Below are 24,198 nucleotides of genomic sequence, written 5' to 3' on the forward strand. Positions count from 1 at the left end.
GGGCAAGCCTTTGACAAAAATAGGTTTTTCGCAAAAAAATACTTCCTTTTTTGGTGGACTCATACTATAATGGAAGCAGAGATCATCAGAACAAGCTTTAAAGGAGGCTAACATTCCATGACCAGAAAGATTAAAGTAAAAAATACTGAAGACATTCAGAAGATTAACCAGATCGTATCCCGATACAGCTACGACATTTGGATTTTCGGTAAGTCCGGCCAGGTAGATGCAAAGTCCCTGCTTGGTATGTTCCTGCTGTCTCTGAACGAGCCCCTGCAGATCGTTGTCGAGGACGACGTTGACCCGACCGCTCTGTTCAAGGATCTGGCTGACTACCTCGAGATCGAGGAATAATTTTCCCGCATATACAAGACGCCCGGAAGGAATCAAATCCCTCCGGGCGTTTTTTCATGCTTCTTTGGAAGTCTCCGGCTGCTTGCCGTGCGGGTAGAGCAGGACGGCGAGCAGAACGGTGACCGGTACGGCGAGCACGATGCCGAAGCTGCCGGACAGACCCTGCATGACGGCAATGCCGATGTTGTTGGAGTTGAGTACCTGTAAGAGCGGCAGATCGTAGGCGTAATTGAGCACCAGCATGCTGATGCTGCCGCCGGCAAAGGCCAGAATGAGGGTGTTGCTGTCGGTGCCCATCATGTCGCGTCCGACGTGCATACCGGCGCGGAAGAGCGCACGACGGGACAGACTGGGGTCGTGGGCGTACAGCTCACCGATGGCGCTGCAAATGGACATGGCAACGTCCATGACCGCGCCCAGACTGGAAATGAGCAGACCGGAGAACAGCAGACCGCCGACCTGAACACCGCTGGTGTTGGACAGCGTCAGCAGGCTTTCAATGTCCGAGACATTCCATCCCGTGATACCCGATGCCAGACTGAAAAGCGAGGCCGAGATACCGGCGATGATGACACCGGCCACCGTACCGCCGGTGGCGATGAGCGTCTTTTTGGTCGGGCCGCCGATGAGGTAGAGCGTCACTGCGGTGGTGATGACACAGACCAGAACCGACACCCAGAAGGGAGACCATCCCTTGTACACGAGCGGCAGATAGACGTACAGAATGCACAGGAAGGTGAAGATCAGTCCCAGCGCACCTTTGACACCCTGTTTGCCGCCGACCAGACACAGGACGACCAGATAGAGTGCGGCGAAAATCACGATGACCATGCCGCGATCCTGCGAGTAGACGCTGGAAATCGTGGTGTCACCCGCGACGCTCTGCATCACGATGACCTTCATGCCCTCAGTGCAGCCCGCACCGAACAGATAACCCGAGCTGCTCGTGGTTTCGATCTCCTGACCCTCGCGCACACCGGTGGTCATGCGTACCTTGACGCGCTGTTCACCCACGCGGCTGCCGTCCGGCTGCAAGTTGTCCTGTAAGATCTCGGTGACCACACCTTTTTCAAAGGTCTGACCGGTTCGGGCAATCAGCTCGACCTTGTCCACCTGATTGATGTGGACGACAAAGCCCAAAAACAGGATGAGTAGCAGCAGGGGAGGCGCCCAGCGGCGCAGGATGCGGGCTGCAAGAGAGTCGGTTTTCATCGGGAAGATCCTCGCTTTCATGGTGACTATGGAAAAACCGCCCCGCAGGGGTCAGACCCTTGCGGGGCGGCTGGCCATCCGAGGGGCGGAGGCCAAAGGAGAATGATAAAAAAGGGATTTGAACCGGATTAGAGTGCTGCCAGCGCTGCGGCCAGATCGTCAGCGGTTACCGTACCGGTCGGCTGGAAAGCGCCGTCCTTGGCGGTCAGGACACCGGCGGTCAGGGCGTAAGCTGCGCCGTCCTTTGCCCAGGTGGAAACGGCTGCGCTGTCTGCGCATGCGCTCAGCTTGGAAGCGTCAGCCGAAACTTCCTTGCCGGTCTTCTGTGCGTACTGGTAGAACAGAACAGCCAGCTCTTCGCGGGTGATGGAAGCCTCGGGCTTGAAGGTACCGTCACCGTTGCCGATTACGATGCCCTGCTGTGCAGCCCATGCGACAGAGGTTGCGTAGGAAGCGTCGGATGCGACATCGGAGAAGTGTGCGACGGCATCAACCGACGGCTTGCCAGCTGCCTCGTAGAGTGCAGTGACAACGTCTGCGCGGGTCATGTTGGTCTGTACCGGGGTCTCGGGCTGGGTGTCATCCTTGCGGATGGTGAAGGTCTCGTCGATCTTCTCGGTCTTGCCGGACTCGGTGATCTGGTAGGTGTCGATGGAGAAAGCGTCCTCGCTCAGGTTAATGACCGAGTAGCTGGGCAGCCAGTTCTGGCTGCGGACTGCGACATAGTCCTGCTGGGTGGCAATGAGCTCGTAGAACTTGGAGCCCGAAGCCGAGTTTGCGGTCATGTACAGGGTACCCTCGGGATTGACAACCGTGTTGCCGGTGGTATCCTCGATCGTATAGCACTGGTTGCCGTCGACGAATGCCTGCTTGGAAGCCTGACCCTCTGCGTCACCGTCTTCCGGCCACAGGGTGTACAGCTCGCCGGTCTCAACATTCTTTGCGTGATCCCAGTCGTAGTCGGAACCGTCCTCGTTGAGCGGCATGGAGTAGCTGTCATGCTCCTGACCGTCGCCGTAGAGCAGCTTGGTGCGGCTGTACGTGTGGTCGTGACCCTGGAGAACAACGTCGATGTCGTACTGGTCAAAGATGGGGGTCAGCTGGGTGCGCAGGATCATACCGTCGGTGTCCGAATGATCGTAGCCAGAGCCGTAAATATCCTGATGGATGGTTACGATGCGCCATGCGGCATCCGGGTAAGCCTTGGTTGCTTCCTCGATGGTCTGTGCATGCTCAGCAGCGTTGTAGTTGTTGGTGTTGAGCACGATGAACAGGCCCGGGCCGTAAGAGTAGTAGTAGTCGCCGCCGGCTTCGGTCTGACCGTTGTCGGTCTCGTTCGGGTTGTTGAAGTGGTAGTCATAGTCGGCGTTGAGCGAATCGTGGTTGCCGATGGTGGTTGCAACCGGCAGGGAAGCCAGTGCATCCGGATCGAGATAACCAGCGTACTCCTCTTCCTTTGCCTTACCGGTCTTGTTGACCTGGTCACCGGCCGAAATGATGAAGTTCAGGTCGGGGTTCTGTGCGGTTGCGATTTCCAGCGTGCGGTTCCAGCCAAAGCTGTCGTTGCGGGCTGCGGTGTTTGCAGCGCCTGCATCTGCGACCAGTGCGTCGCTGCCCTGAGTCTGACCCTTGGATGCGCCGACCTGCGGGTCACCGACATACAGCATTTTGACGTTGGAGAAGCTGCCGGTCTTGTAGACAACAGGCTCGGTCTGTACGCCGTTCTTCTCAACGGTGTAGTAGTAAGTGGTGTTTTCCTTGAGGCCGGTGACGGTTACCTGATTGGTGTGGTAAGCGACGCCGTCGGTGAGGCTGGTGTCGACTGCGGAAGCCTTGCCGGTGTAAGCGGTCAGTGCGTTCTTGTCGGTGCCGAAGTGCACGACAGGCGTTGCCTGCTTGCCGGACTCATCTTTGCTGTACCAGGCAAAGTTCAGCTGGGTTTCGTCTGCACCGGGGGTCAGAGAAACCTTGGTGTAGTCGGTTGCGACCGTTTTCCACTCCTCGACCCAGGCGTTCCAGTCGGCCTGATTGCCGATGACGCTGCCGTCGTTGTAGTCTGCGGCGAATGCCGGAGAGATCGAACCGGCGACCAGTGCGGCGCCGAGTACACCGGCAAAAACTCTGCTGTGCTTATGCATTTGGATTACCCCTTTTCCTGATTTGGTTGCGTTAAAATTGCGTGAAAATCTGTGTTTCACGCCAGCGAGGACAAGTATAGCACCGGAAAATTGGAGTTTCAATGCAATTTGAAAAGACTTTTCCTACATTTTGGCCGATGTTTACAGAAACCGGAAATGTGTCGATTGTGTGAACTTTGGGTATCACGCATGTGCACGGGCAAGGGCAGACAAGTGGTCACAAGTGACAAAAAAATCCGCTGGAAGCCCAGCGGATTTTTGGATCGGTGTATGAGATTTTACGGCTCCAGACGGGTCATATCGCGCGGGAACATGGAAGCCTCGCGGATATTCTTCTGGCCGAGCAGCTGCATGGTCAGACGCTCGAGGCCGATACCCAGACCACCGTGCGGCGGCATGCCGTACTTGTGCATGATCAGGAAGGACTCGAAGAGCGAGACGTCCATCTTGCGATCCTCGAGCTTCTTGACCTGCTCGTGGTAGTCGTGGATACGCTGACCGCCGGTGGTGATTTCCAGACCGCGGAACAGCAGGTCGAACGACAGAGCAAACTTGGGGTTCTCTGCATCGTCCATTGCGTAGAACGGGCGCTTTGCAGAGGGGAAGTGAGTGACGAAGACGAACTCAGAGCCGTAGGTCTCTTCTGCCCACTGGCACATCATAACTTCCTCGTCGGGGTTGAGGTCATAGCGGTTCTTAGACTTGTGACCGAACTTCTCGAGCATGATCTCCTTAGCCTCGGTGAAGGTGACGGTCGGGATCTTGTCGATGACCGGCAGCTTGGAGCCCAGCATTTCGAGCTCTTCCTTGCAGTGCTTCTGTACGTACTCGATGACGTACTTGAGCATACCGGTCTCCATCTCCATGACATCGTACATGGAATCGATGTAAGCCATCTCGAAGTCCAGACCGATGTACTCGTTTAAGTGACGGGAGGTGTTGTGACGCTCAGCGCGGTATACGTTGCCGATCTCGAAGACGCGGCCGAAGATACCAGCAGTGTACTGCTTGTAGAACTGCGGGGACTGTGCGAGGTAAGCCTGCTGACCGAAGTAGTCGAGCTTGAAGATGTTCGCACCGCCCTCAGCACCGGCAGAAACGATCTTGGGGGTGTGGATGTGGGTGAAGCCCTGGCTGATCATGTATTCTGCAAAGCCGTCTGCGATGGCAGCCTGAATGCGGAAGATCGCCTGCTTGCGGGGATGACGCAGGGTGATGGGACGGAGCGGCAGCTCGGCGTCCAGGGTCATGCCCAGGTACTTCTTGCCCAGCGGAACCGGGATCTGCTCAGCAGGACGGGACAGAATGCGAACCGAAGTCAGAACGACCTCAAAGCCGTGCTCTGCACGGGGCTCTTCGCGCACGTTGCCCGAAACCTCGACGACCATGCCGTCCTTGATGTCGGCCTTGGTCATGCCATCGATCTCGCCCGAGAACATGCACTGAATCAGGCCGCGGTTGACGCGGACAACGACAAAGGCAAAATCGGACATATCGCGCACGCGGTGCACGGTGCCGCGGAAGGAGACAGACTTGCCGACCGAAGCGGCAGCATCCTCGACCGCGTCGATATACTGCTTGGGGGTGCTGATAAACTCCATAGTGTTTACGCCTCTCTATCTGGATTTATGATTTTCAAAAAATGTTACTTTCTTATTATATAGACAAATGCCCGTGTTATCAAGCCCAAAGGCAAAAAAATACGCACAAAAAGGGGCTTCCAAACCGGAAACCCCTTGGAGATCTGAGAAGATCAGTCTGCGGCGGTATCGTGATCGAAGACGATGTGGCCGTCGCGCATTTCCTTGATGACAGCGAGCGACTGCACATCGATGCCGAGATCGCGAATGGCCTTGCCGCCGACATCGAAGCCCTTTTCGATGCAGATGCCAGCGCCGACGATGGTTGCACCCGACTGGCGCACGAGCGAGATCAGGCCCAGCATGGCGCTGCCCTTGGCGAGGAAGTCATCGATGAGCAGAACGCGATCGTCCGGGCTGAGGAAGCGGGCGGAAACGATGATGTCGTAGTTGCGCTGGTGGGTGAAGGAGGTGACCTGCGAGGTCAGGACTTCACCGTCGATGTTGCGCGACTGTGTTTTCTTGGCGAATACCACCGGAACACCAAAATGCTGCGCGGTGATGCATGCGATTCCGATGCCGGAAGCCTCGATGGTCAGGATTTTGGTGACGCCACGGTCACCGAAGCGGCGGAAGAACTCCTTGCCCAGTTCATTGATCAGCGAAACGTCCATCTGATGATTGAGGAAAGCGTCGACCTTGAGCACATCGCCGTCCTTGACGCGGCCGCGTTCCAAAATGGCATTTTCCAATAACTGCATCAATCATTACCCCCGGAAATTGTATGTGTTTGAAATTTGTCAAAGTAAGAAATTAGGTTAATATCTATCATAACATTTGTCTCAACACTTTTCAAGCGAAATCTCACGAACGATGCAGCTTTTTGACGAGCATTGTCATTTCCTCGCGTGCCTCACCCGACAGGACGATGCAGACGAGATAGGTCAGACCACCGGCTGCAATGGCGATGATCAGACGGAACAGGTTGCCCATCGGCAGCAGGGTGCAGGCGAATGCAACCACACCGCACAGGGCAGCCGAGATGAAGATGCGCAGGAAGGACTTCATGGACACATGCCACATGAAGTAGCGGCGCACGCGGATGGACGTGATGAGGAAGTAGGACGCGAGTGCGATGACCGAGCCGACCGCACCACCCATAAAGCCCATGGCACGGATGAGGACGACGCTGGACACGATCTTGATGATGGTGGCGAGCGCGCTGTTTAAGATGACCGGTCGGGTGTTCTGCTCGAGCTCAAAGCCCTTGTTTGCGTACTCGGTCAGACCCATAAAGACCATGGTAAAGCTCATCAGACCGATGGCCGGTGCACCGGCATCATAGCCCGAGGCGAAGAACACGCGGGTAAACGGCAGCGCAACTGCGGTCAGACCGAAGGCAGCCGGGAAGGCGACCAGCATGTACAGACGCACACCGGCGTTGAGCAGTCCGCGGGCTTCGTCTCGTCCGGACTCGCGCCATGCGCGCAGTACAGCGGGATAGACACCGCGCAGTACGCCGACCGACAGCATGTTGAAAATGGACGACGGAATGGACACGTTGCTCGAGTAGACCGCGAATACCTCGTCGCCATAGATACCAAGAACCAGAAAACGGTCGATCAGGTTCAGAAGTGCCGTGCACAGTGCAACGCCCATGAGCGGTACACCAAACGCCAGCAGCTTTTTGAGCATTTCCTGCGAGAATCGGCGCAGACGGACAACGTGGGGCATACCCAGCGCAATGACCGCACCGATGGAGCCGATGCCGTCGGCCAGAATGTTTGCCAGAAGTGCCGGTGTCGGGGAGTCAAAGCCCGACTTGCCGCCGACAAACAGAATGGCGAGCAGCAGCTTGAGTGAAGCCGAAGTCAGACTCAGGATGATGGCCGGACGGATGATGGACAGCTGTACCATCGTGTTGTTGAGCACCGTAAACGCCGAGTAGGTACAGAACATGACCGCGCCGAGCAGATAATAGGTCTCACGTGTAAACAGGTAGATACCGATACAGACCGCACCGGTCACCGCACACAGCAGGACATAGATGGGGGCGATGGTCGAGAACAGGCGGGCAGCCCGGTCTTTCTTGTACTCTTCGGCCACATAGCGGGTATTGGAGTTGGACATCCACGCCGCGATGAGCAGAAAAGTAAAGTTGACCATCATGTTGGTCGCGTTGAACAGACCAACCGCCGATTTGGTCAGGATGTGCGAGTAGAGCGACGACATCGCCATGAGCAGCACGCCCTCGGCGAGCTTGGCGGGCAAAAACAACATGGCGTTGCGCGTCATCGTGTTTTTTTCAGACATGGGCAGAATCCTTTTTGAAACATAGTCTAATCAAGCGGCCGACCGCAAAATGGGCAGAAGGAAGGAATCGAACCCCGGACACTGATTAGAGATTTACCGCAGTGCGGACAGCGGTAGAACAGCAAGTCGGTTGCGATGCCTGCAACGATTGCAAGAAACCCCAGATACATCGGCCATTGGACGCGTGCGCTAAGCGCGGAAATGCCTCCGAGAATCAGGAGAATGAATCCGGCAAGCCACAGGAAAATAGACAGCCAATAAGCGGTTCGATAATTCATAATACACCATCCTTTGTGTCGGACAGAGGTTTTTGATTGTTTTTTAGTATAACACCTCGGGACAGAAATTGCAATCGGGCAGGAATTGTGTATAATAGGGTATGGATACGAGAAAACAATCATGGAGGAACTGCATGAGAATTTTACAAATGATGGGCGGCGGCGATGTCGGCGGCGCAAAGACCCATATTATGACGCTCATTCAGGCGCTGCGTGAGCGCAACGAGGTCATGCTGATCTCATTCCGCGACGGCCCGTTCCCGCGTGAAGCCGCAAAGAACGGCATCAACGTGCGCGTCATTCCGAGTTTTAACCCGCTGTACTGCCGGGATGAGGTGCGCAAGATCATCGCGGACTTTAAGCCTGACGTCATTCACTGTCACGGCGGCAAGGCCAATCTGGTCGGTGCGATGCTGCGCGGCAAGAAGATGAACATTCCGGTACTGACCACCGTACACTCCGACTATCGCTATGACTATCTGGGCAATCCGCTCAAGCAGTGGACAAACGGTCTGGCAAACACCATCGCGCTGCGCTTTCTGGACTTCCATCAGGCGGTCGCTGACCGTATGGCGCGCACGCTCATTTCGCGCGGCTTCAACCCGGAAAAGATTTTCACCATCTATAATGGTATGGATTTCGGCAATCCGATGCAGGGTGTTGACCGTGCGGCTTACTGCAAGGAACACTGGGACGTAGATATCGCGCCCGACGATGTGCTGTGCGGCATTGCTGCGCGTCTGACCGCGGTCAAGGATATCGCAACCTGTGTGCGTGGCTTTGCAGGAGCGGTCAAGGAAGTGCCCCAGCTGCGTCTGTTCATCGCGGGCGATGGCGAGGACGAAAAAATGCTGCGCGATCTGGCGAAAGACCTGGGCGTTGCCGACCGTGTGACGTTCTGCGGTTGGGTATCGCCGGTCAACGAGTTTTTTGCGTCCATGGATATCAACCTGTTGACCTCGGTGTCCGAGACCTTCCCGTACTCCATTTTGGAGGGCGTTCTGGAGCACTGTGCGACCATCTGCTCGGATGTCGGCGGTATGAGCGAGCTGATTGACTCGGGTGAAAACGGCTATATCTTCCAGCCGCGTGACCACGAGACGCTGACCCAGCAGCTCATCAAGTTTGGCAAAGACCCGGCACGCCGCAAGCTGTTTGCCGATCGTCTGTATGAGAAGGCGACGCGTGAATACTCGCTCGACACCATGTGCCGCACGCAGGAAGCCAACTATGAGAAGCTGCTGCGCCTGTATCACAAGCCCAAGACCCGACGCGACGGTATTGTGATTTGCGGTGCGTACGGCAAGGGCAACGCGGGTGACGATGCGATTCTGCGCGGTATCGTGCAGGAAATGCGCGCTTATGACCCCGACCGTCCGATCACGGTCATGTCGCGCCGTCCGGACGAGACCCGTCTGCTCTATCGCACCAATGCGGTGTACACCTTCAATATTTTTGCCGTGCTGTGGCGATTCTGCCATTCGGTGCTCTACATCAACGGCGGCGGCAGCCTCATGCAGGACGTGACCTCGACCCGGTCGCTCAAATATTACCTGTTTACGCTCGATGCAGCCAAAAAGCTGGGCTGTAAGGTTATGATGTACGGCTGCGGCATCGGCCCCATCCGCCGACCGGGCAACCGCAGGCACACGACCCGCACGATCAACCGCTCGGTCGACCTCATCACGCTGCGTGATGACCTGTCCCGCGGTGAGCTGACCCGCATGGGCATTGTAGAACCCGAGATCAAGCTGGCAGCTGACCCGACCATCATTCTGCACCCGGCAAGCGAGGCGCAGATGGATCAGGTGATGGAAGATCTGGGCATTCCGGTGGACGGCAAGTATCTGGGCTTTGGTCTGCGCAGCTGGAACGGTTTGGAAGCGGTCGCGGACGAGATCGTCAAGGCGGCAGAGTACGCATACGAGACCTATGGACTCATCCCAGTTTTTGTACCCATTGAGTTCCCGAGCGACCTGACCCCGGCGCGTATGATCGCTGACCGTCTGCACTGTCCGCATTATATGGTCGAGCGCCGTCTGCCCATCGAGGAGACCATCGGCATGCTCGCACGCATGAAGACGGTCATCGGCATCCGTCTGCACTCGCTGATGTTCTCGGCTGGCCGCGGCGTACCGGTCATCGGTATGAGCTACGACATCAAGGTCGACGGCTTCCTCAAATATATCGGTTCGCGTACCTGCATTCAGATCGAAGAAGTCACGGCGGACAAGCTGCGCCCGCTGATCGATGAGTGCGTCTCGGGCAAGCTCGACGAGGAAGTGCGTGCCACTGCAGCCCTGCTGCGCGAGCGTGAGCACGAGAACAGCCGCGGTGCGGCTGCGCTCATCGAGGCGGCAGAGGCCGGACGGTAAGTCGTTTCGCACCAACCTGACCGCGTGCGGTCCGGACGTTTTTGTGGAATTGTACGATTTTTGGTAACCTCTCTTGCAAAACCCGAACCGGGTATGTACAATAGAATCAAGAGGAAACCAATGGTTTTCCATAAACTGCCCGGATTCCGTGGGGAAAGGTCGTGACGGCATGAATTATGTTTGGCTGAACGGTTCAAAACCGTCCTGCGGTCGCACCTTCGTACCCAAAAGCACGGTCTTCTTAGCCCATCGTGCAGGCTTTCAGGGCAGAATTGCATACTTTTAAGAATAAATGCAGGAAGCGGTGAAGAACCGCGCCTGCATTTTATTTTTTAGGCAAAAAAGATTTTTTGGAGCCAGGAGGAAACTTATGAAAAAGGTTTGTATCGTCATGGGGTCGGACAGCGATCTGTCGGTTATGGAAGGCTGCATGAAGCGACTCGATGCGTTCGGTGTACCCTATGAAGTGCGCGTCGTTTCGGCCCATCGCACCCCGGCAGCAGCTGAGACGCTGGCAAAGAATGCCCGCGCAGACGGCTTCGGCGTGATCATCGCGGCGGCCGGCAAGGCAGCACATCTGGGCGGCGTCATCGCGGCGTATACCACGCTTCCGGTCATCGGCGTACCGATCAAGACCTCGATGATGGGCGGACTGGACAGCCTGCTTTCCATGGTGCAGATGCCCAAGGGCATTCCGGTTGCCTGCGTTGCAGTAGACGGTGCAGATAACGCTGCGATCCTGGCAGTACAGATGCTGGCAATCGAGGATGCAGCACTTTCCGATCAGCTGACCAAGTTTAAGGCAGACATGGCCGATGAGGTTGCTGCCAAGGACGAAAAGGTACGCGCACAGTTCGCCTGAGCGCACCGGGGTCGATCAATTTGCTTTTTTTAATTTACCAGATATAAAAGGAGAATGGAATCATGCAGAAGAAAGAACAGCTGTACGAAGGCAAGGCTAAGAAGGTATTCGCAACCGACGATCCGAATCTGTACATTGTAGATTACAAGGACGATGCGACCGCATTCAACGGCCAGAAGAAGGGTCAGATTGCGGGCAAGGGCGTTATCAACAACGTCATGTCTAATCACATGTTCCAGCTGCTCGAGCAGCAGGGCGTACCGACTCATTTCGTTGAGCAGCTCTCCGAGCGTGAGACCGTCGTCAAGAAGGTTTCCATCGTACCGCTCGAGGTTATCATCCGCAACATTTCCGCTGGTTCCTTCGCAAAGCGCTACGGCGTTGAGGAAGGCATCGTGTTCAAGGCACCGACCATTGAGTTCTCCTACAAGAACGACGATCTGGGCGATCCGCTGATCAACGATTACCATGCACTGGCTCTGGGTCTGGCAACCGAGGACGAGATCAATGAGATCAAGGCAATGGCATTCAAGGTAAACGAGGTCATGAAGGATTACTTCGATCACCTGAACGTCACTCTGGTTGACTTCAAGCTGGAGTTCGGTAAGACTCCGGACGGCAAGATCATTCTGGCTGACGAGATCTCTCCCGACACCTGCCGCCTGTGGGATAAGACCACCGGCGAGAAGCTGGACAAGGACCGTTTCCGTCGTGACCTGGGCGGTGTCGAGGAGGCATACCAGGAGATCATGCGCCGCGTCATGGGCAAGTAAGAGCAGAACACGGAAAAACAATCGGATGCGTTTCGGCGACCTGCGGCCGCTGGAACGCTCCCTTTCTTTCCACCTGATATGTTTGTTTTAAGAGGTTGCAGAAAAGCATGAAGTATAAAATGAAGAAGCTGCCGCGCACGCCGTTTGATAGCGACGCGGTTCACGAGGAATGCGGCGTATTCGGTATCTATGTACCCGAAGGCGTACCGGCTAGCCCGGCACACGAGGCATATACCGCACTCTTCGCCCTTCAGCACCGCGGTCAGGAGGCCTGCGGCATCGCCGTGTGCAATAAGGGCGTGATTCGCTGCCACAAGGACGTCGGTCTGGTAAACGACGTCTTTAACCAGAAGATTCTGGACGGCATGCAGGGCAATATGGCGATCGGCCATGTCCGCTACTCGACCACCGGTCAGCCCTCGCGTGAGAACGCGCAGCCCCTGGCAATCACCCACGTCAAGGGCAATCTGGCCGTTGCACATAACGGCAATCTGGTCAACGCACCTGAGCTGCGCCGACAGATGGAGATGGGCGGCGGTATCTTCCGCTCGACTTCGGACACCGAGGCGCTGGTCTATGCCATCGTGCGCAAGCGCCTGATCACCCCGTCCATCGAGGCGGCGGTCGTCGAGGCCATGAAGGAGATCATCGGCGCGTATTCCATCGTCGTCATGTCTCCCCGCAAGCTCATCGCAGCTCGTGACCCGCGCGGCATGCGTCCGCTGTGCATGGGCAAGCGCGAGGACGGCGCGGTCATCTTCGCGTCTGAGTCGTGCGCACTGGATGCGCTGGGCGCAGAGTTCGTCCGCGATATCGAGCCGGGCGAGGTCGTTGTTGTCGATAAGGGCGAGGTTCGCTCGCTGCACTGCGGCATTCGAGAGAAGAGCGCAGCCTGCGTTTTTGAGTATATTTATTTTGCACGTCCCGACTCGGTCATCGACGGCGCTTCGGTCGACGAAGCTCGCCAGGAGGCCGGACGTTATCTGTGCGAGGAGCACCCGGTCGAGGCCGATGTCGTCATCGGTGTCCCGGACTCCGGTATCCCTGCCGCGATCGGTTATGCCAAGTATTCAGGCATTCCCTACGGCGTGGGTCTGATTAAGAATCGTTATATTGGCCGTACCTTCATCCAGCCTGGTCAGGACAAGCGTGAGCGCTCGGTACGTCTGAAGCTCAACGCACTGCGCCGCACGGTTGAGGGCAAGCGCGTCGTCATGGTTGATGACTCCATCGTGCGTGGTACCACGGTGGCTCGTCTGGTCAAGCTCATCCGCGACGCAGGCGCAAAGGAAGTACACATGCGTATCTCCGCACCGCCGTTCCGTCATCCCTGCTTCTTCGGCACCGACATTCCCGACCGCGATCAGCTGCTGGCACATAACCGCACGGTCGAGGAGATGCGCAAGATCATCGGTGTTGACTCGCTGGGCTTCCTGTCGGTCGAGGCGGCAAACAAGATTGCAGTCGGCGCAAAGTGCTCCTTCTGTGACGCTTGCTTTACCGGCGTTTATCCCATGCCGGTACCTGAGAGCGTAGAAAAAAACATTTTTGAGATGGAAATTCAGTAAGATTTGGTCAGAGAGAGGACGGATGGCAGCGTTTTCTGCCGTCCGTACCGGGCCGATAGGCCCTGCATGATTTTGAAGGGAGATTTTTATGATCGAGAGTCGTTCTGAAAGTTATAAAGCCGCAGGCGTTGACGTGGTTGCAGGTTATGAGGCTGTCAAGCTTATGAAGCCCCACGTCGAGAGCACCTTTACCAAGGGCGTAATCGGTACCCTGGGCGGTTTCGGCGGTCTGTTCGCACCCGATTTCAAGGGAATGCAGGAGCCGGTGCTGGTTTCCGGCACCGACGGCGTGGGCACCAAGCTCAAGCTGGCCTTCCTGATGAATAAGCATGACACCATCGGCATCGACTGCGTTGCAATGTGCGTCAATGATATCGCTTGCTGCGGTGCAAAGCCCCTGTTCTTCCTCGACTACATCGCAGTCGGCAAGAATGTTCCCGAGCGCGTCGCAAACATCGTCATCGGTATCGCTGAGGGCTGCCGTCAGGCAGGCTGTGCGCTGATCGGCGGCGAGACGGCTGAGATGCCCGGTTTCTATCCCGAGGACGAGTACGATGTTGCAGGCTTCTCGGTTGGTATGGTCGACAAGCCCAAGATGATCGACGGCAGCCGCATGCAGGCTGGCGACGTGCTGATCGGTGTCGCTTCTTCCGGCGTACACTCCAACGGCTATTCGCTCGTGCGCAAGACCCTGGGTGTCAATGAGAAGTCGGTCATGCGTTACAGCGACGAGCTGGGCATGACCATCGGTGAAGCACTGCTGACCCCGACCAAGATCTACGTCAAGACGGTCAACACCCTGCTGGAGAACGGCGTGGATGTCAAGGGCATCAGCCACATCACCGGCGGCGGTTTCTATGAGAACATTCCGCGTATGCTGCCGAACAATATCTGCGCTTCCATCGAGCAGGCAGCTGCTCCCGTTCTGCCCATCTTCCGCGTCATTCAGAAGGCTGGCAACATCCCGGAGCGCGATATGTACAACACCTTCAATATGGGTCTGGGTCTGGTCATGGCAGTTGCCAAGGAAGACGCAGACAAGGCGCTCGCTGCCATCGCAGCCGCAGGCGAGACTGGCTACATCATCGGTGAGTGCGTGACCGGTGAAAAGGGTATCCAGCTGCGATAAGACGAGAAGGGGAGAGCGATATGACCAAGATAGCAGTTCTCGTCTCGGGCGGCGGCACCAACTTGCAGGCCCTCATCGACGCACAGGCGCGCGGTGAGATCAAGGACGGCAAGCTGGACTTTGTGCTCTCGTCCAACCCGGACGCGTACGCACTCGAGCGCGCGGCCAAGGCGGGAATCGAGACCGACGTGCTGCGCCGCCGCGATTTCGCGGACGCCGAGCAGTACGGTGCGGCGCTGCATGAAAAGCTGACGGCACGCGGTATCGGCCTGATCGTGCTGGCCGGCTTTATGACCGTCCTGCCCGATTCCTTCTGCCACAAATGGCAAAATCAGATCATCAACGTCCATCCGTCCCTCATCCCGTCCTTCTGCGGCGAGGGATTCTACGGCCTGCGCGTGCACGAAGCTGCACTGCGCAAGGGCGTCAAGGTGACCGGTGCGACCGTGCACTTTGTCTCCGAGGTCGTGGATGGCGGCGCGATCATTCTGCAAAAGGCGGTCGAGATCGAGCCGGACGATACCCCCGAAACGCTGCAAAAACGCGTCATGGCGCAGGCCGAACACATTCTGCTGCCGCGTGCGGTCAGTCTGTTCTGTCAGGGCAAGCTGCACGTTCAAGATGACCGTGTGACCATTGAATGATAACTGAAAGGGGCATTTTCTATGTCTAGCATGTTCGTTTCCGATTTTTCCAACGTTTTTCATATCACAGAAGAGCTGGAAGGCAATACCTATCCCGGCCGTGGCCTGATGATGGGTACCACGCCCGACGGTGACACCTCGGTTATGGTATATTTCATCATGGGCCGCAGCGAAAACAGCCGCAACCGTGTATTCACCGAGACCGAGGACGGCATCCGCACCGAGGCATTCGACCCCTCCAAGTGCTCCGACCCGTCGCTCATCATCTACCATCCGGTACGTGTTTACGGCGGCCGCACCATCGTGACCAACGGTGACCAGACCGACACCATCCGTGACGCACTGGCCGAGGGCAAGAGCTACATTGATGCACTGCGCACCCGTCGCTTCGAGCCCGACGAGCCCAACTTCACCTCCCGTATCTCTGCGGTGATGAACGAAGACGGTTCCTACGCGCTGTCCATCCTCAAGTACTTCCACAGCGACCCGGATGCCTGCAAGCGCTTCTTCTTCGAGTATGACAAGCCGGTCAAGGGACGCGGTCACTTCATTCATACCTACATGTGCGACGGCAACCCGCTGCCCTTCTTCCGCGGTGAGCCTAAGTGCGTCCTTGTCGAGGATACCCCCATCGACACCTATGCCGATCAGCTGTGGAATGCACTGGACGAGAACAATAAGATTTCGCTCTTTGTGCGCTACATCAACCGCAAGACCGGCGAGACCCAGACCGTCATCAAGAACAAGCATCAGAAGTAAGCGGAGGCAGCAAAAACATGAAAGAATTAGAGCTGAAATACGGCTGTAACCCCAATCAGAAGCCCGCACGTATCTTTATGGACGAGGGAGAGCTGCCCATCGAGGTGCTCAACGGCCGTCCGGGCTATATCAATTTCCTGGATGCATTCAACTCCTGGCAGCTCGTGCGCGAGCTCAAGGCGGCGACCGGTTATCCGGCTGCGGCATCGTTTAAGCATGTTTCGCCCGCTGGTGCAGCGCTGGGCTATCCGCTGAGCGATACCGAAAAGGCCATCTACTTTGTTGAGGGTGAGCTGTCACCCATCGCATGCGCATACGCACGTGCACGCGGTGCCGACCGTCTGTGCTCTTACGGCGACTGGGTTGCTCTGTCCGATGAGTGCGACGCAGACACCGCACGCCTGCTGGCAGTCGAAGTATCCGACGGCATCATCGCACCCGGCTACACCGACGAAGCCCTTGCTATCCTCAAGACCAAGCGCAAGGGTGGTTACAACGTCGTCAAGATCGACGCGAACTACGAGCCCAAGGCCATCGAGCGTCGTGACGTATTCGGCATCACCTTCGAGCAGGGTCACAACGACCTCAAGATCGATGCTGACATGCTGAACAACATCGTTACCGACAATAAGGAGTTGACCGACGAGGCAAAGCGTGATATGATCGTTTCGCTCATCACGCTCAAGTACACCCAGTCCAACTCGGTCTGCTATGTTAAGAACGGTCAGACCATCGGTGTTGGCGCTGGTCAGCAGAGCCGTATCCACTGCACCCGTCTGGCAGGCCAGAAGGCAGATAACTGGTATCTGCGCCAGCATCCCAAGGTAATGGGTCTGCAGTTTGTCGACGGTATCCGCCGTCCCGACCGTGATAACGCCATCGATATCTATATCTCGGACGAGTACGAGGATGTTCTGGCAGAGGGCGTTTGGCAGAATACCTTTAAGGTCAAGCCCGAAGTGCTGACCCGCGAGGAAAAGCAGGCGTGGATCGCTACCCAGACCGGTGTGACCGTCGGTTCGGACGCGTTCTTCCCGTTTGGTGACAACGTTGAGCGCGCACGCAAGTCCGGTGTACAGTATATCGTACAGCCGGGCGGCTCCATCCGCGACGATCATGTCATCATGACCGCAAACAAGTACGGCATTGTCATGTCGTTCACCGGTGCGCGCCTGTTCCATCACTAAAAGATTGCAGACCGTAAGGTCTGACGATGCACCAAACCAAAACAGAGCGGGATTACCCGCTCTGTTGTTATAGAAGGAGAACAAACAGGTTATGGATCGGAAAACAGGTGGGAAGAGCTGCCTGCTCGGCTTTGTTTTACTGGTGGCCTCCCACTGGACAGGCTCATTTGCATGGATCGCACGCCTGCTCGGCTATATCGGTATCGCCAACGGCACCGCAGCCTTGCAGCAGGACGGCAATGTCTGGATGCACCGCGCGAACGTATACAGTACGATTGCAGTAGGTGTGTTTGCCGTGCTGGAAATCGTATCGCTGACCGGGCTTGTGCAGGTCGGTCGACAGATTGATCTGCTGCTCTCATGCGTTTTTGCACTGGTCTGTGCAGCCTGCACCCTGATGGGTCTGTTTACCCGGAAAAAGGAGGAACATCAATGAAAGTTCTGGTAATCGGCGGCGGCGGACGTGAGCACGCCATCTGCGTGACGCTCGCGAAGAGCCCCAAGGTAGATAAAATCTGGTGCGCACCCGGCAACGGCGGTATTGCGCAGGTTGCAGAGTGCGTGGACATCAAGGCCACTGACATTGACGGCGTAGTTGCTTTTGCCAAGGCAAACCAGTCCGATCTGGTTATGGTTGCACCCGATGACCCGCTGGCACTCGGTATGGTTGATGCGCTCGAGGCAGCTGGTATCCGCGCCTTTGGCCCGCGCAAGAACGCAGCCGTGATCGAGGGCTCCAAGTCCTTTGCCAAGGACCTCATGCACAAGTATGGCATTCCGACCGCGGGTTATGCGGTATTCGAGGACTCTGCATCTGCCATCGCATACATCAAGGAGCAGGGCGCACCGATCGTCGTCAAGGCTGACGGTTTGGCACTCGGCAAGGGTGTTACGGTTGCGATGACCGAAGAAGACGCCATTGCGGCAGTCAAGGACGCGATCGACGGCGGCGCATTCGGCGGCGCAGGCGCGCGCGTGGTCATCGAGGAATACCTGACCGGTCCCGAAGTGTCGGTTCTGGCATTCGTTGACGGCAAGCACCTCAAGACCATGCCCTCGGCGCAGGATCACAAGCGTGCTTACGATCACGACGAAGGCCCGAACACCGGCGGTATGGGCGCATTCTCGCCCTCTCGTTTCTACACTGAGGACATCGCTGCACAGTGCATGGAGACCATTTTCAAGCCCACCGTTGCCGCGATGGCAGCCGAAGGCCGTCCGTTCAAGGGCGTTCTGTACTTTGGTCTCATGCTGACCCCCAAGGGCCCCAAGGTCATCGAGTACAATGCACGTTTTGGCGATCCCGAGACCCAGGCTGTGCTGTCCCGACTGGACTCCGACCTGTACGATATCTTTAACGCGGTCATCGACGAGAAGCTGGAAGAAATCGACATCAAGTGGAAGGACGACGCAGCTTGCTGCGTGGTCATGGCATCGGGCGGCTACCCCAAGGCATACGAAAAGGGCAAGGTAATTACCGGTCTTGACGATGTGACCGACTCCTTTGTCTTCCATGCGGGCACCAGCCTGAAGGACGGCCAGATCGTGACGAGCGGCGGCCGCGTACTGGGCGTGACTGCAACTGCGCCGACTCTGGATGAGGCCATCCAGAAGGCGTATGCGGATGTGCACAAGATTCACTTTGAGAAGGCACATTTCCGCACCGATATTGGTATTAAGAAAGGATAACCCATGGACGCAAATAAGCAGAAACAGATTTTAGGCTGCATGAACGATGTGCTGGGTCAGAACGGTTTCCGTTCCGAGCTCATCGAGCAGACCGAACACACCCCGCTGATGCTGCGCGCTGAGAGCCAGCGTCTGGGAAAGGTTGCCAAGGAGGCAACGATTGAGGCGTGCTTCATTCCGATTTCGCTTCCCGATGAGAACAGCGGCCTGCTGCAGTTCTTTGTCACCCTTTTTAACAACGTGCCCGAGCAGAATCAGGCACAGGTAGAAAAGGCTTGCCGTTACTGCAACGACTTTTCCGCACTCGGTCAGTTTGGCTTCTTCCAGCCTGCTGGTCAGATTTACCTCAAGCATAACACGCTGGTTGATGCCAGCCTGGACCTCGAAAAGGTCATCACCTTTGTCGCAGATAATATTTCGCTGCTGGTTGCTTCGGCGACCCGCTTTATCGATGCATTCGCTGCGGTTGGCTTCTCCGGCCTGACGGTCGATGTTGCCATCGAACAGGAACTGCTGCCCAAGGTCTAAGTACATGAAAAGCCCGGATCTGATACGATCCGGGCTTTTTGCTGTCTGGCTATTTGGCGGGCGATATGCTATAATATTGCTGATCCTATCACACTTTTTGGAGCAATGACCAGATAAACGGCCGGAACCTTACACATCCGTGCCGAATCGAGCACAGGATAGAAGGAGACCCACCATGGCAATACAAAAAAACAAAATTTACCGCGCAGAGATCGTGGACTACACAGCTGAGGGCAGCGGTGTCGCGCGGATCGAGGGCATGGCAGTTTTCGTACCCAATACCGCGGTCGGTGACCAGTGCGACATCCGCATCGTCAAGGTCAACAAGCGCATGGCCTTTGGCCGACTGGATCGCGTCATCATCCCTTCGCGCGACCGCATCGAGCCGGCTTGTCCGGTTGCGGGAAAGTGCGGCGGCTGCTGCTTCCAGCACATTTCCTACGAGGCCGAACTGCGCGCTAAGTTCAAAAAGGTAGATGATGCGCTGTCCCATCTGGGCGGTACACCGGGTATTCTGGACGGCATCACCGGCGCGGACGAGACGACGCATTACCGCAACAAGGCGCAGTATCCGGTCGGACAGGATGCACACGGCACCTACACGGGTTTTTACCGTCCGCACAGTCACGATATCGTCAAGACCGACCGCTGTTTAATTCAGTCCGAGCGGGCTGACCGTCTGGCGGCTGCTGTCTGTGCATGGATGGACGCGCATAACGTGATCGCATACGACGAAAAGACCGGAAAGGGACTCATCCGGCATATCTATGTGCGCACGGGTGCGGTCAGCGGAGAAACTCATCTGTGCCTGATTGCCACGCGCAGCAAGCTGCCTGCGGCGGATGATCTGATCGAACGTCTGACCAAGGCTGAACCGTCGCTGGTCGGTATCGTGGTCAATATCAATAAGCGCGGCGATAACGTCATTTTGGGACAGCATACTGTTACGCTGTGGGGTGAGCCGGTCTTGCAGGACAGCCTGTGCGGCAACGTGTTCCAGCTGTCGCCGCATGCTTTCTATCAGGTCAATCACGCCCAGACCGAAAAGCTGTATGCGCGCGCACTGGAACTGGCCGACCTGCACGGCGGCGAGACAGTCGTTGACCTGTACTGCGGTGCGGGTACGATTACGCTTGCGCTGGCTGCCAAGGCAGGCAAGGTCATCGGTGTCGAGATCGTTCCCGAGGCCATCGAGAATGCGAAGGAGAATGCCGCACGCAACGGCGTGGAAAATGTGTCCTTTATCTGTGCCGATGCCGGTCAGGCAGCTATGATGCTGGCCGAGCGGGGAGAGCGCCCGGACGTGCTGACCGTCGACCCGCCGCGCAAGGGACTGGACGAACAGGCAGTGGAGGCCATCGCGCGCATGCAGCCGCCTAAGGTCGTCTATGTTTCCTGTGATCCGGCAACGCTGGCGCGTGATCTCAAGCGTTTTGCCGAGTACGGCTATTATGCGCAGACCGCGCGGGCGTTTGACTTGTTCCCGCGCACAAAACATGTAGAAACCGTGCTGGTTTTAACAAAAAAGATAGACGATCAAGCTGAATAAATGAGAAAAAGCCGGACAAATGTCCGGCTTTTGTTGTATCTCAGGATGGTTTATGCGTTACGCAGCATTTCTTCCAGCTGCTCGCGGGCATGCAGGCCAACTGCACGCTGTACTTCCTTGCCGTTCTTGACAATAACCAGGGTGGGGATGCTCATAACGCGGAAGTGCTGAGCCAGTTCGGGCTGCTCGTCAACGTTGATCTTGCCGACGTTCAGGCCGTCTGCTGCCATCTGGTCAATGATCGGGCCCTGACGCTGGCAGGGACCGCACCAGGTTGCCCAAAAGTCCAGAAGGATGGGGCTGCCTGCGTTTACAACTTCCTGCTCAAAGTTCTGCTTGGTGATCTGCTTTGCCATATCTATCGACTCCTTTTCGGTCTGTAAATTACAATCTTTGCAATCAGTCTTTCCTGATGTTGGTATCAGTATACCGCATTCGTATGGATTTATCCGTGACCAAGTCACAGTTCGGGATGGTTCTTGCGATAGGTGCGGACGTACTGGATGGCAGACAGACCGGCAACCGTGCCGTCGTGTACGGCCTTGGCGACCTGAAGCAGGCCGCCCGTGCAGTCGCCTGCGGCGAACAGACCGGGCAGAGCGGTCTGCATCTCGCGGTCTACCTGCACGTTGCCCTTTTCGTCGAGTGCTGCGCCGATGCGTCGTGCCATCTCGCTGCCGCCTGCCGTGCCCAGTGCGATAAACACACCGTCGAGCGGGAGAGTCTCACCGTCGGCAAAGCGCACGCCCTCCACCTGTTCTTCGCCGACAATCGCCTCGATCGGGCGGGTGTCCAGCGGGTAGGGGCAGGGCTTGCTGAAGGTCTGGGGAGCACCGCCGGTCAGAATGGTGACCGAACCAGCCATGCCCAGTTCTTCGGCCTCGCTCAGTGCGTAATCACCGCTGCCCAGCACGGCAACGCGCTTGCCGCGGTAGAAAAAGGCGTCGCATACGGCGCAATAGCTCACGCCGCGGCCGTCGAGCTCACGCAGACCGGCAATCGGCGGTGCGGCACGCTTGACACCGGTCGCCAGAATGACCGCGATGGCCTCATAAGCGCCGTCGGTCGTGGTTACCGTGTAGGTGTCAAATCCCGAGACACCCAGAACCTGGGTGCGCACGATGCGTGCGCCCAGCGCCTCGGCCTGTGCTTCGCCCTGTGCGTGCAGCTCGGCACCGCTCATGGGCTGGATGCCGTAAAAGTTCTCAATTCGCTCGGCTTTTTCCAGCGCACCCATGCCTTGCGACAGCAGGAGAGGCTTGAGTCCTGCACGCGCAGCGTACAGCGCTGCCGCAGCACCCGCAGGGCCGGAACCAATAATAATGATGTTTTCCATTGTGTTACACCTTCGTTTCTATGTGAAAAATTGAGGCAGAGGAAAGCCCTGCCCGTGGTCGAATTGCTTTTGACAGGGATATGATACCACAATCGTCTATTTTTGTCCATTCTGCCGAGCGGTGTCGCTTGACATATGAATGACTGCTCAATTATAATAGAAGAGCAGAAATTTACAGCCAACATAGGAGGCGTTTGATTATATGCTGACCCTGGAACATCTGGCCTGGTCGCTGCCGGACGGAACCGATATCGTCAAGGACGTCAGTCTGACCGCGAAAGACGGCAAGCTGGTCGTTGTCACCGGCCCGAATGGCGGCGGCAAGACATCGCTTGCAAAGCTCGTCGCCGGACTGCATACCCAGACTTCGGGTAAGATTATTTTTGACGGCAAGGACATTTCTAATCTCAATATCACCGAGCGTGCACGTCTGGGCATTGCCTATGCCTTCCAGCAGCCGGTGCGCTTTAAGGGACTGACCGTGCGTGATCTGCTGGAAATCGCAGCCGGACACGAACTGAGCGAGGATGAACTGTGCGATCTGCTCGGCCGCGTCGGTCTGTGCGCCGATGAGTATATCGGTCGTGAGCTGGATTCCGGCCTGTCGGGCGGTGAGATGAAGCGCGTCGAGATCGCGTCTGTTCTGGCACGCCGTGCACCGCTGTGCATCTTCGACGAGCCTGAAGCCGGTATCGACCTGTGGAGCTTTGCACGTCTGGTCGAGACCTTCCAGGATCTGCGTGCGTCCCGTCAGAGCACGCTGCTCGTTATCTCGCATCAGGAGCGTATTCTGTCCATCGCAGACGAGATCGTTGTCATTGCCGACGGCCGTGTCCGTCAGGCCGGCCCGGCTTCGCTCATTCTGCCCATGCTGCTGGCCGATGAGTCCACGCCGCGCTGTCCGCTTGGAAAGGAGCGTGCTTCCGTATGAATAACGTAACCGAACAGCTTCTGCGCCTGGTCGCAGATTTCAAGGGCTCCTTTAAGGGCGCGTTTAACATCCGTGAGGATGGTCAGTGCGCTGGACGACAGTCGTCTGAGCACATTAAGATCACATCCAAGGAAGACGGAAAGCCTGGTCTGGATATCCGCATCGATCCGGGTACCAAGGGCGAGACCGTATATATCCCGGCCTGCGTCACCCATAGCGACGTCAATGATCTGGTATATAACGATTTCTTTGTCGGTGCAGATGCCGATGTCGTGATCGTCGCAGGCTGCGGCGTACACGCGGATAATGAAGGCGAAGCCCGTCACAACGGTATTCACCGCTTTTTCCTCGAGCCGGGTGCACATGTCCTGTATCAGGAAAAGCATATCGGTACGGGTACGGGCAGCCTCAAGCGCATCGACCCCATCACCGATATCTATTTGAAGGAAAACGCTGTCCTCGAGATGGATACCGTGCAGCTGCGCGGCGTAGATGTGTCCGAGCGCAGCACGACCGGTAAGCTGGAGAAGGGTGCAAAGCTCATCGTGCGTGAACGCATCCTGACCGATGGCAAGGAATGGGCTAAGACTGTGTTTGACGTGTCGCTGGACGGCGAGGATTGCTCGGCTGACGTGGTTTCGCGCTCGGTCGCAAAGGGTGAGTCCTATCAGGAGTTTGTCTCCTCCATCCGCGGCAATAACCGCTGCACCGGTCACTCGGCATGTGATGCTATTTTGGCCGATCATGGTCGCGTCAATGCACAGCCCGCACTCGATGCAACCCATCTGGATGCACAGCTGATTCACGAGGCAGCCATCGGTAAGATCGCAGGTGAACAGCTGCTCAAACTGGAAACGCTTGGTCTGACCGCTGAGGAAGCAGAAGAGCGTATCATCGCAGGCTTCTTAAAATAATCTCCGCACCCAATATTGAAAGTTTCGCCAGCCTTTCTCGAAAGGCTGCGGGTTCTCAGGGCAGCGCCCTGAGCCGGAC

The 24,198-nt window shown here is 56.9% G+C and carries 23 protein-coding genes; 15 read left to right on the forward strand and 8 right to left on the reverse strand.

Features of this window, described 5'->3' with window-relative positions:
• The first annotated feature begins 117 nt into the window (after positions 1-117).
• Complete coding sequence (locus B5F17_RS00750) at positions 118-354, forward strand: HPr family phosphocarrier protein (protein WP_016148273.1); 237 nt, start codon at positions 118-120, stop codon at positions 352-354.
• Positions 355-408: 54 nt separating this feature from the next.
• Here B5F17_RS00750 and B5F17_RS00755 read toward each other — a convergent pair whose 3' ends face one another.
• From B5F17_RS00755 to B5F17_RS00780, 6 genes are all read right to left on the reverse strand, one after another.
• Positions 409-1,587 (reverse strand): YibE/F family protein, encoded by a 1,179-nt coding sequence (locus tag B5F17_RS00755; protein ID WP_242968681.1) that lies wholly within the window; start codon positions 1,585-1,587, stop codon positions 409-411.
• Between the two features lie 107 nt (positions 1,588-1,694).
• Positions 1,695-3,704 carry an S-layer homology domain-containing protein gene (locus B5F17_RS00760; protein ID WP_016148271.1) on the reverse strand — a complete coding sequence of 670 codons (2,010 nt, stop codon included), beginning with the start codon at positions 3,702-3,704 and terminating at the stop codon, positions 1,695-1,697.
• Positions 3,705-3,982: 278 nt separating this feature from the next.
• Complete coding sequence (aspS, locus tag B5F17_RS00765) at positions 3,983-5,305, reverse strand: aspartate--tRNA(Asn) ligase (protein ID WP_016148270.1); 1,323 nt, start codon at positions 5,303-5,305, stop codon at positions 3,983-3,985.
• A gap of 152 nt (positions 5,306-5,457) precedes the next feature.
• Positions 5,458-6,045: a xanthine phosphoribosyltransferase gene (locus tag B5F17_RS00770; protein ID WP_016148269.1), complete on the reverse strand. Its 588-nt coding sequence runs from the start codon at positions 6,043-6,045 to the stop codon at positions 5,458-5,460.
• Positions 6,046-6,148: 103 nt separating this feature from the next.
• Positions 6,149-7,597 (reverse strand): lipopolysaccharide biosynthesis protein, encoded by a 1,449-nt coding sequence (locus B5F17_RS00775; protein WP_087369868.1) that lies wholly within the window; start codon positions 7,595-7,597, stop codon positions 6,149-6,151.
• A 26-nt stretch (positions 7,598-7,623) separates the two neighbouring features.
• Positions 7,624-7,875, reverse strand: a complete 252-nt coding sequence (locus tag B5F17_RS00780) for a TFIIB-type zinc ribbon-containing protein (RefSeq protein ID WP_016148267.1) — start codon at positions 7,873-7,875, stop codon at positions 7,624-7,626.
• 134 nt (positions 7,876-8,009) lie between these two features.
• Between B5F17_RS00780 and B5F17_RS00785 the strand changes: the two genes are divergently transcribed.
• The 12 genes from B5F17_RS00785 (at position 8,010) to rlmD (ending at position 20,938) form a co-directional block, all read left to right on the forward strand.
• Positions 8,010-10,250 (forward strand): glycosyltransferase family 4 protein, encoded by a 2,241-nt coding sequence (locus B5F17_RS00785; RefSeq protein ID WP_162608035.1) that lies wholly within the window; start codon positions 8,010-8,012, stop codon positions 10,248-10,250.
• A gap of 370 nt (positions 10,251-10,620) precedes the next feature.
• Positions 10,621-11,112: a 5-(carboxyamino)imidazole ribonucleotide mutase gene (gene purE / locus B5F17_RS00790; RefSeq protein ID WP_016148265.1), complete on the forward strand. Its 492-nt coding sequence runs from the start codon at positions 10,621-10,623 to the stop codon at positions 11,110-11,112.
• A 62-nt stretch (positions 11,113-11,174) separates the two neighbouring features.
• A complete protein-coding gene (gene purC / locus B5F17_RS00795) occupies positions 11,175-11,885 on the forward strand; it encodes a phosphoribosylaminoimidazolesuccinocarboxamide synthase (RefSeq protein WP_016148264.1) in 711 nt (236 codons plus the stop codon).
• Between the two features lie 107 nt (positions 11,886-11,992).
• Positions 11,993-13,453, forward strand: a complete 1,461-nt coding sequence (gene purF / locus B5F17_RS00800) for an amidophosphoribosyltransferase (RefSeq protein ID WP_087369872.1) — start codon at positions 11,993-11,995, stop codon at positions 13,451-13,453.
• A gap of 88 nt (positions 13,454-13,541) precedes the next feature.
• Positions 13,542-14,582, forward strand: a complete 1,041-nt coding sequence (gene purM, locus B5F17_RS00805) for a phosphoribosylformylglycinamidine cyclo-ligase (RefSeq protein WP_087369874.1) — start codon at positions 13,542-13,544, stop codon at positions 14,580-14,582.
• A gap of 20 nt (positions 14,583-14,602) precedes the next feature.
• Positions 14,603-15,226: a phosphoribosylglycinamide formyltransferase gene (purN, locus tag B5F17_RS00810; RefSeq protein ID WP_016148261.1), complete on the forward strand. Its 624-nt coding sequence runs from the start codon at positions 14,603-14,605 to the stop codon at positions 15,224-15,226.
• 21 nt (positions 15,227-15,247) lie between these two features.
• Positions 15,248-15,985 carry an IMP cyclohydrolase gene (locus tag B5F17_RS00815; RefSeq protein ID WP_087369876.1) on the forward strand — a complete coding sequence of 246 codons (738 nt, stop codon included), beginning with the start codon at positions 15,248-15,250 and terminating at the stop codon, positions 15,983-15,985.
• Positions 15,986-16,002: 17 nt separating this feature from the next.
• Positions 16,003-17,172 (forward strand): phosphoribosylaminoimidazolecarboxamide formyltransferase, encoded by a 1,170-nt coding sequence (locus tag B5F17_RS00820; protein ID WP_087369878.1) that lies wholly within the window; start codon positions 16,003-16,005, stop codon positions 17,170-17,172.
• Between the two features lie 91 nt (positions 17,173-17,263).
• Positions 17,264-17,608: a hypothetical protein gene (locus B5F17_RS00825; protein ID WP_087369880.1), complete on the forward strand. Its 345-nt coding sequence runs from the start codon at positions 17,264-17,266 to the stop codon at positions 17,606-17,608.
• Complete coding sequence (purD, locus tag B5F17_RS00830; protein WP_087369882.1) at positions 17,605-18,861, forward strand: phosphoribosylamine--glycine ligase; 1,257 nt, start codon at positions 17,605-17,607, stop codon at positions 18,859-18,861. Before B5F17_RS00825 ends, purD begins: the two co-directional genes overlap by 4 nt.
• Before the next feature lie 3 nt (positions 18,862-18,864).
• A complete protein-coding gene (locus B5F17_RS00835; RefSeq protein ID WP_016148256.1) occupies positions 18,865-19,389 on the forward strand; it encodes a hypothetical protein in 525 nt (174 codons plus the stop codon).
• A gap of 175 nt (positions 19,390-19,564) precedes the next feature.
• A complete protein-coding gene (rlmD, locus tag B5F17_RS00840) occupies positions 19,565-20,938 on the forward strand; it encodes a 23S rRNA (uracil(1939)-C(5))-methyltransferase RlmD (protein ID WP_087369883.1) in 1,374 nt (457 codons plus the stop codon).
• Positions 20,939-20,988: 50 nt separating this feature from the next.
• Here the strand turns inward: rlmD and trxA are convergent, their stop codons facing one another.
• Complete coding sequence (trxA, locus tag B5F17_RS00845) at positions 20,989-21,294, reverse strand: thioredoxin (protein ID WP_087369885.1); 306 nt, start codon at positions 21,292-21,294, stop codon at positions 20,989-20,991.
• 104 nt (positions 21,295-21,398) lie between these two features.
• Positions 21,399-22,274 (reverse strand): NAD(P)/FAD-dependent oxidoreductase, encoded by an 876-nt coding sequence (locus B5F17_RS00850; RefSeq protein ID WP_087369887.1) that lies wholly within the window; start codon positions 22,272-22,274, stop codon positions 21,399-21,401.
• A gap of 202 nt (positions 22,275-22,476) precedes the next feature.
• Between B5F17_RS00850 and B5F17_RS00855 the strand changes: the two genes are divergently transcribed.
• Together B5F17_RS00855 and B5F17_RS00860 are read left to right on the forward strand one after the other, a co-directional pair.
• Positions 22,477-23,205: an ABC transporter ATP-binding protein gene (locus B5F17_RS00855; RefSeq protein ID WP_087369889.1), complete on the forward strand. Its 729-nt coding sequence runs from the start codon at positions 22,477-22,479 to the stop codon at positions 23,203-23,205.
• Positions 23,202-24,119, forward strand: a complete 918-nt coding sequence (locus B5F17_RS00860; RefSeq protein WP_016148251.1) for a SufB/SufD family protein — start codon at positions 23,202-23,204, stop codon at positions 24,117-24,119. The genes B5F17_RS00855 and B5F17_RS00860 overlap by 4 nt, the downstream gene beginning before the upstream one ends.
• The last annotated feature ends 79 nt before the right edge of the window (positions 24,120-24,198 follow it).

This window comes from Butyricicoccus pullicaecorum (assembly GCF_002160355.1).
Classification (GTDB): domain Bacteria; phylum Bacillota; class Clostridia; order Oscillospirales; family Butyricicoccaceae; genus Butyricicoccus; species Butyricicoccus pullicaecorum.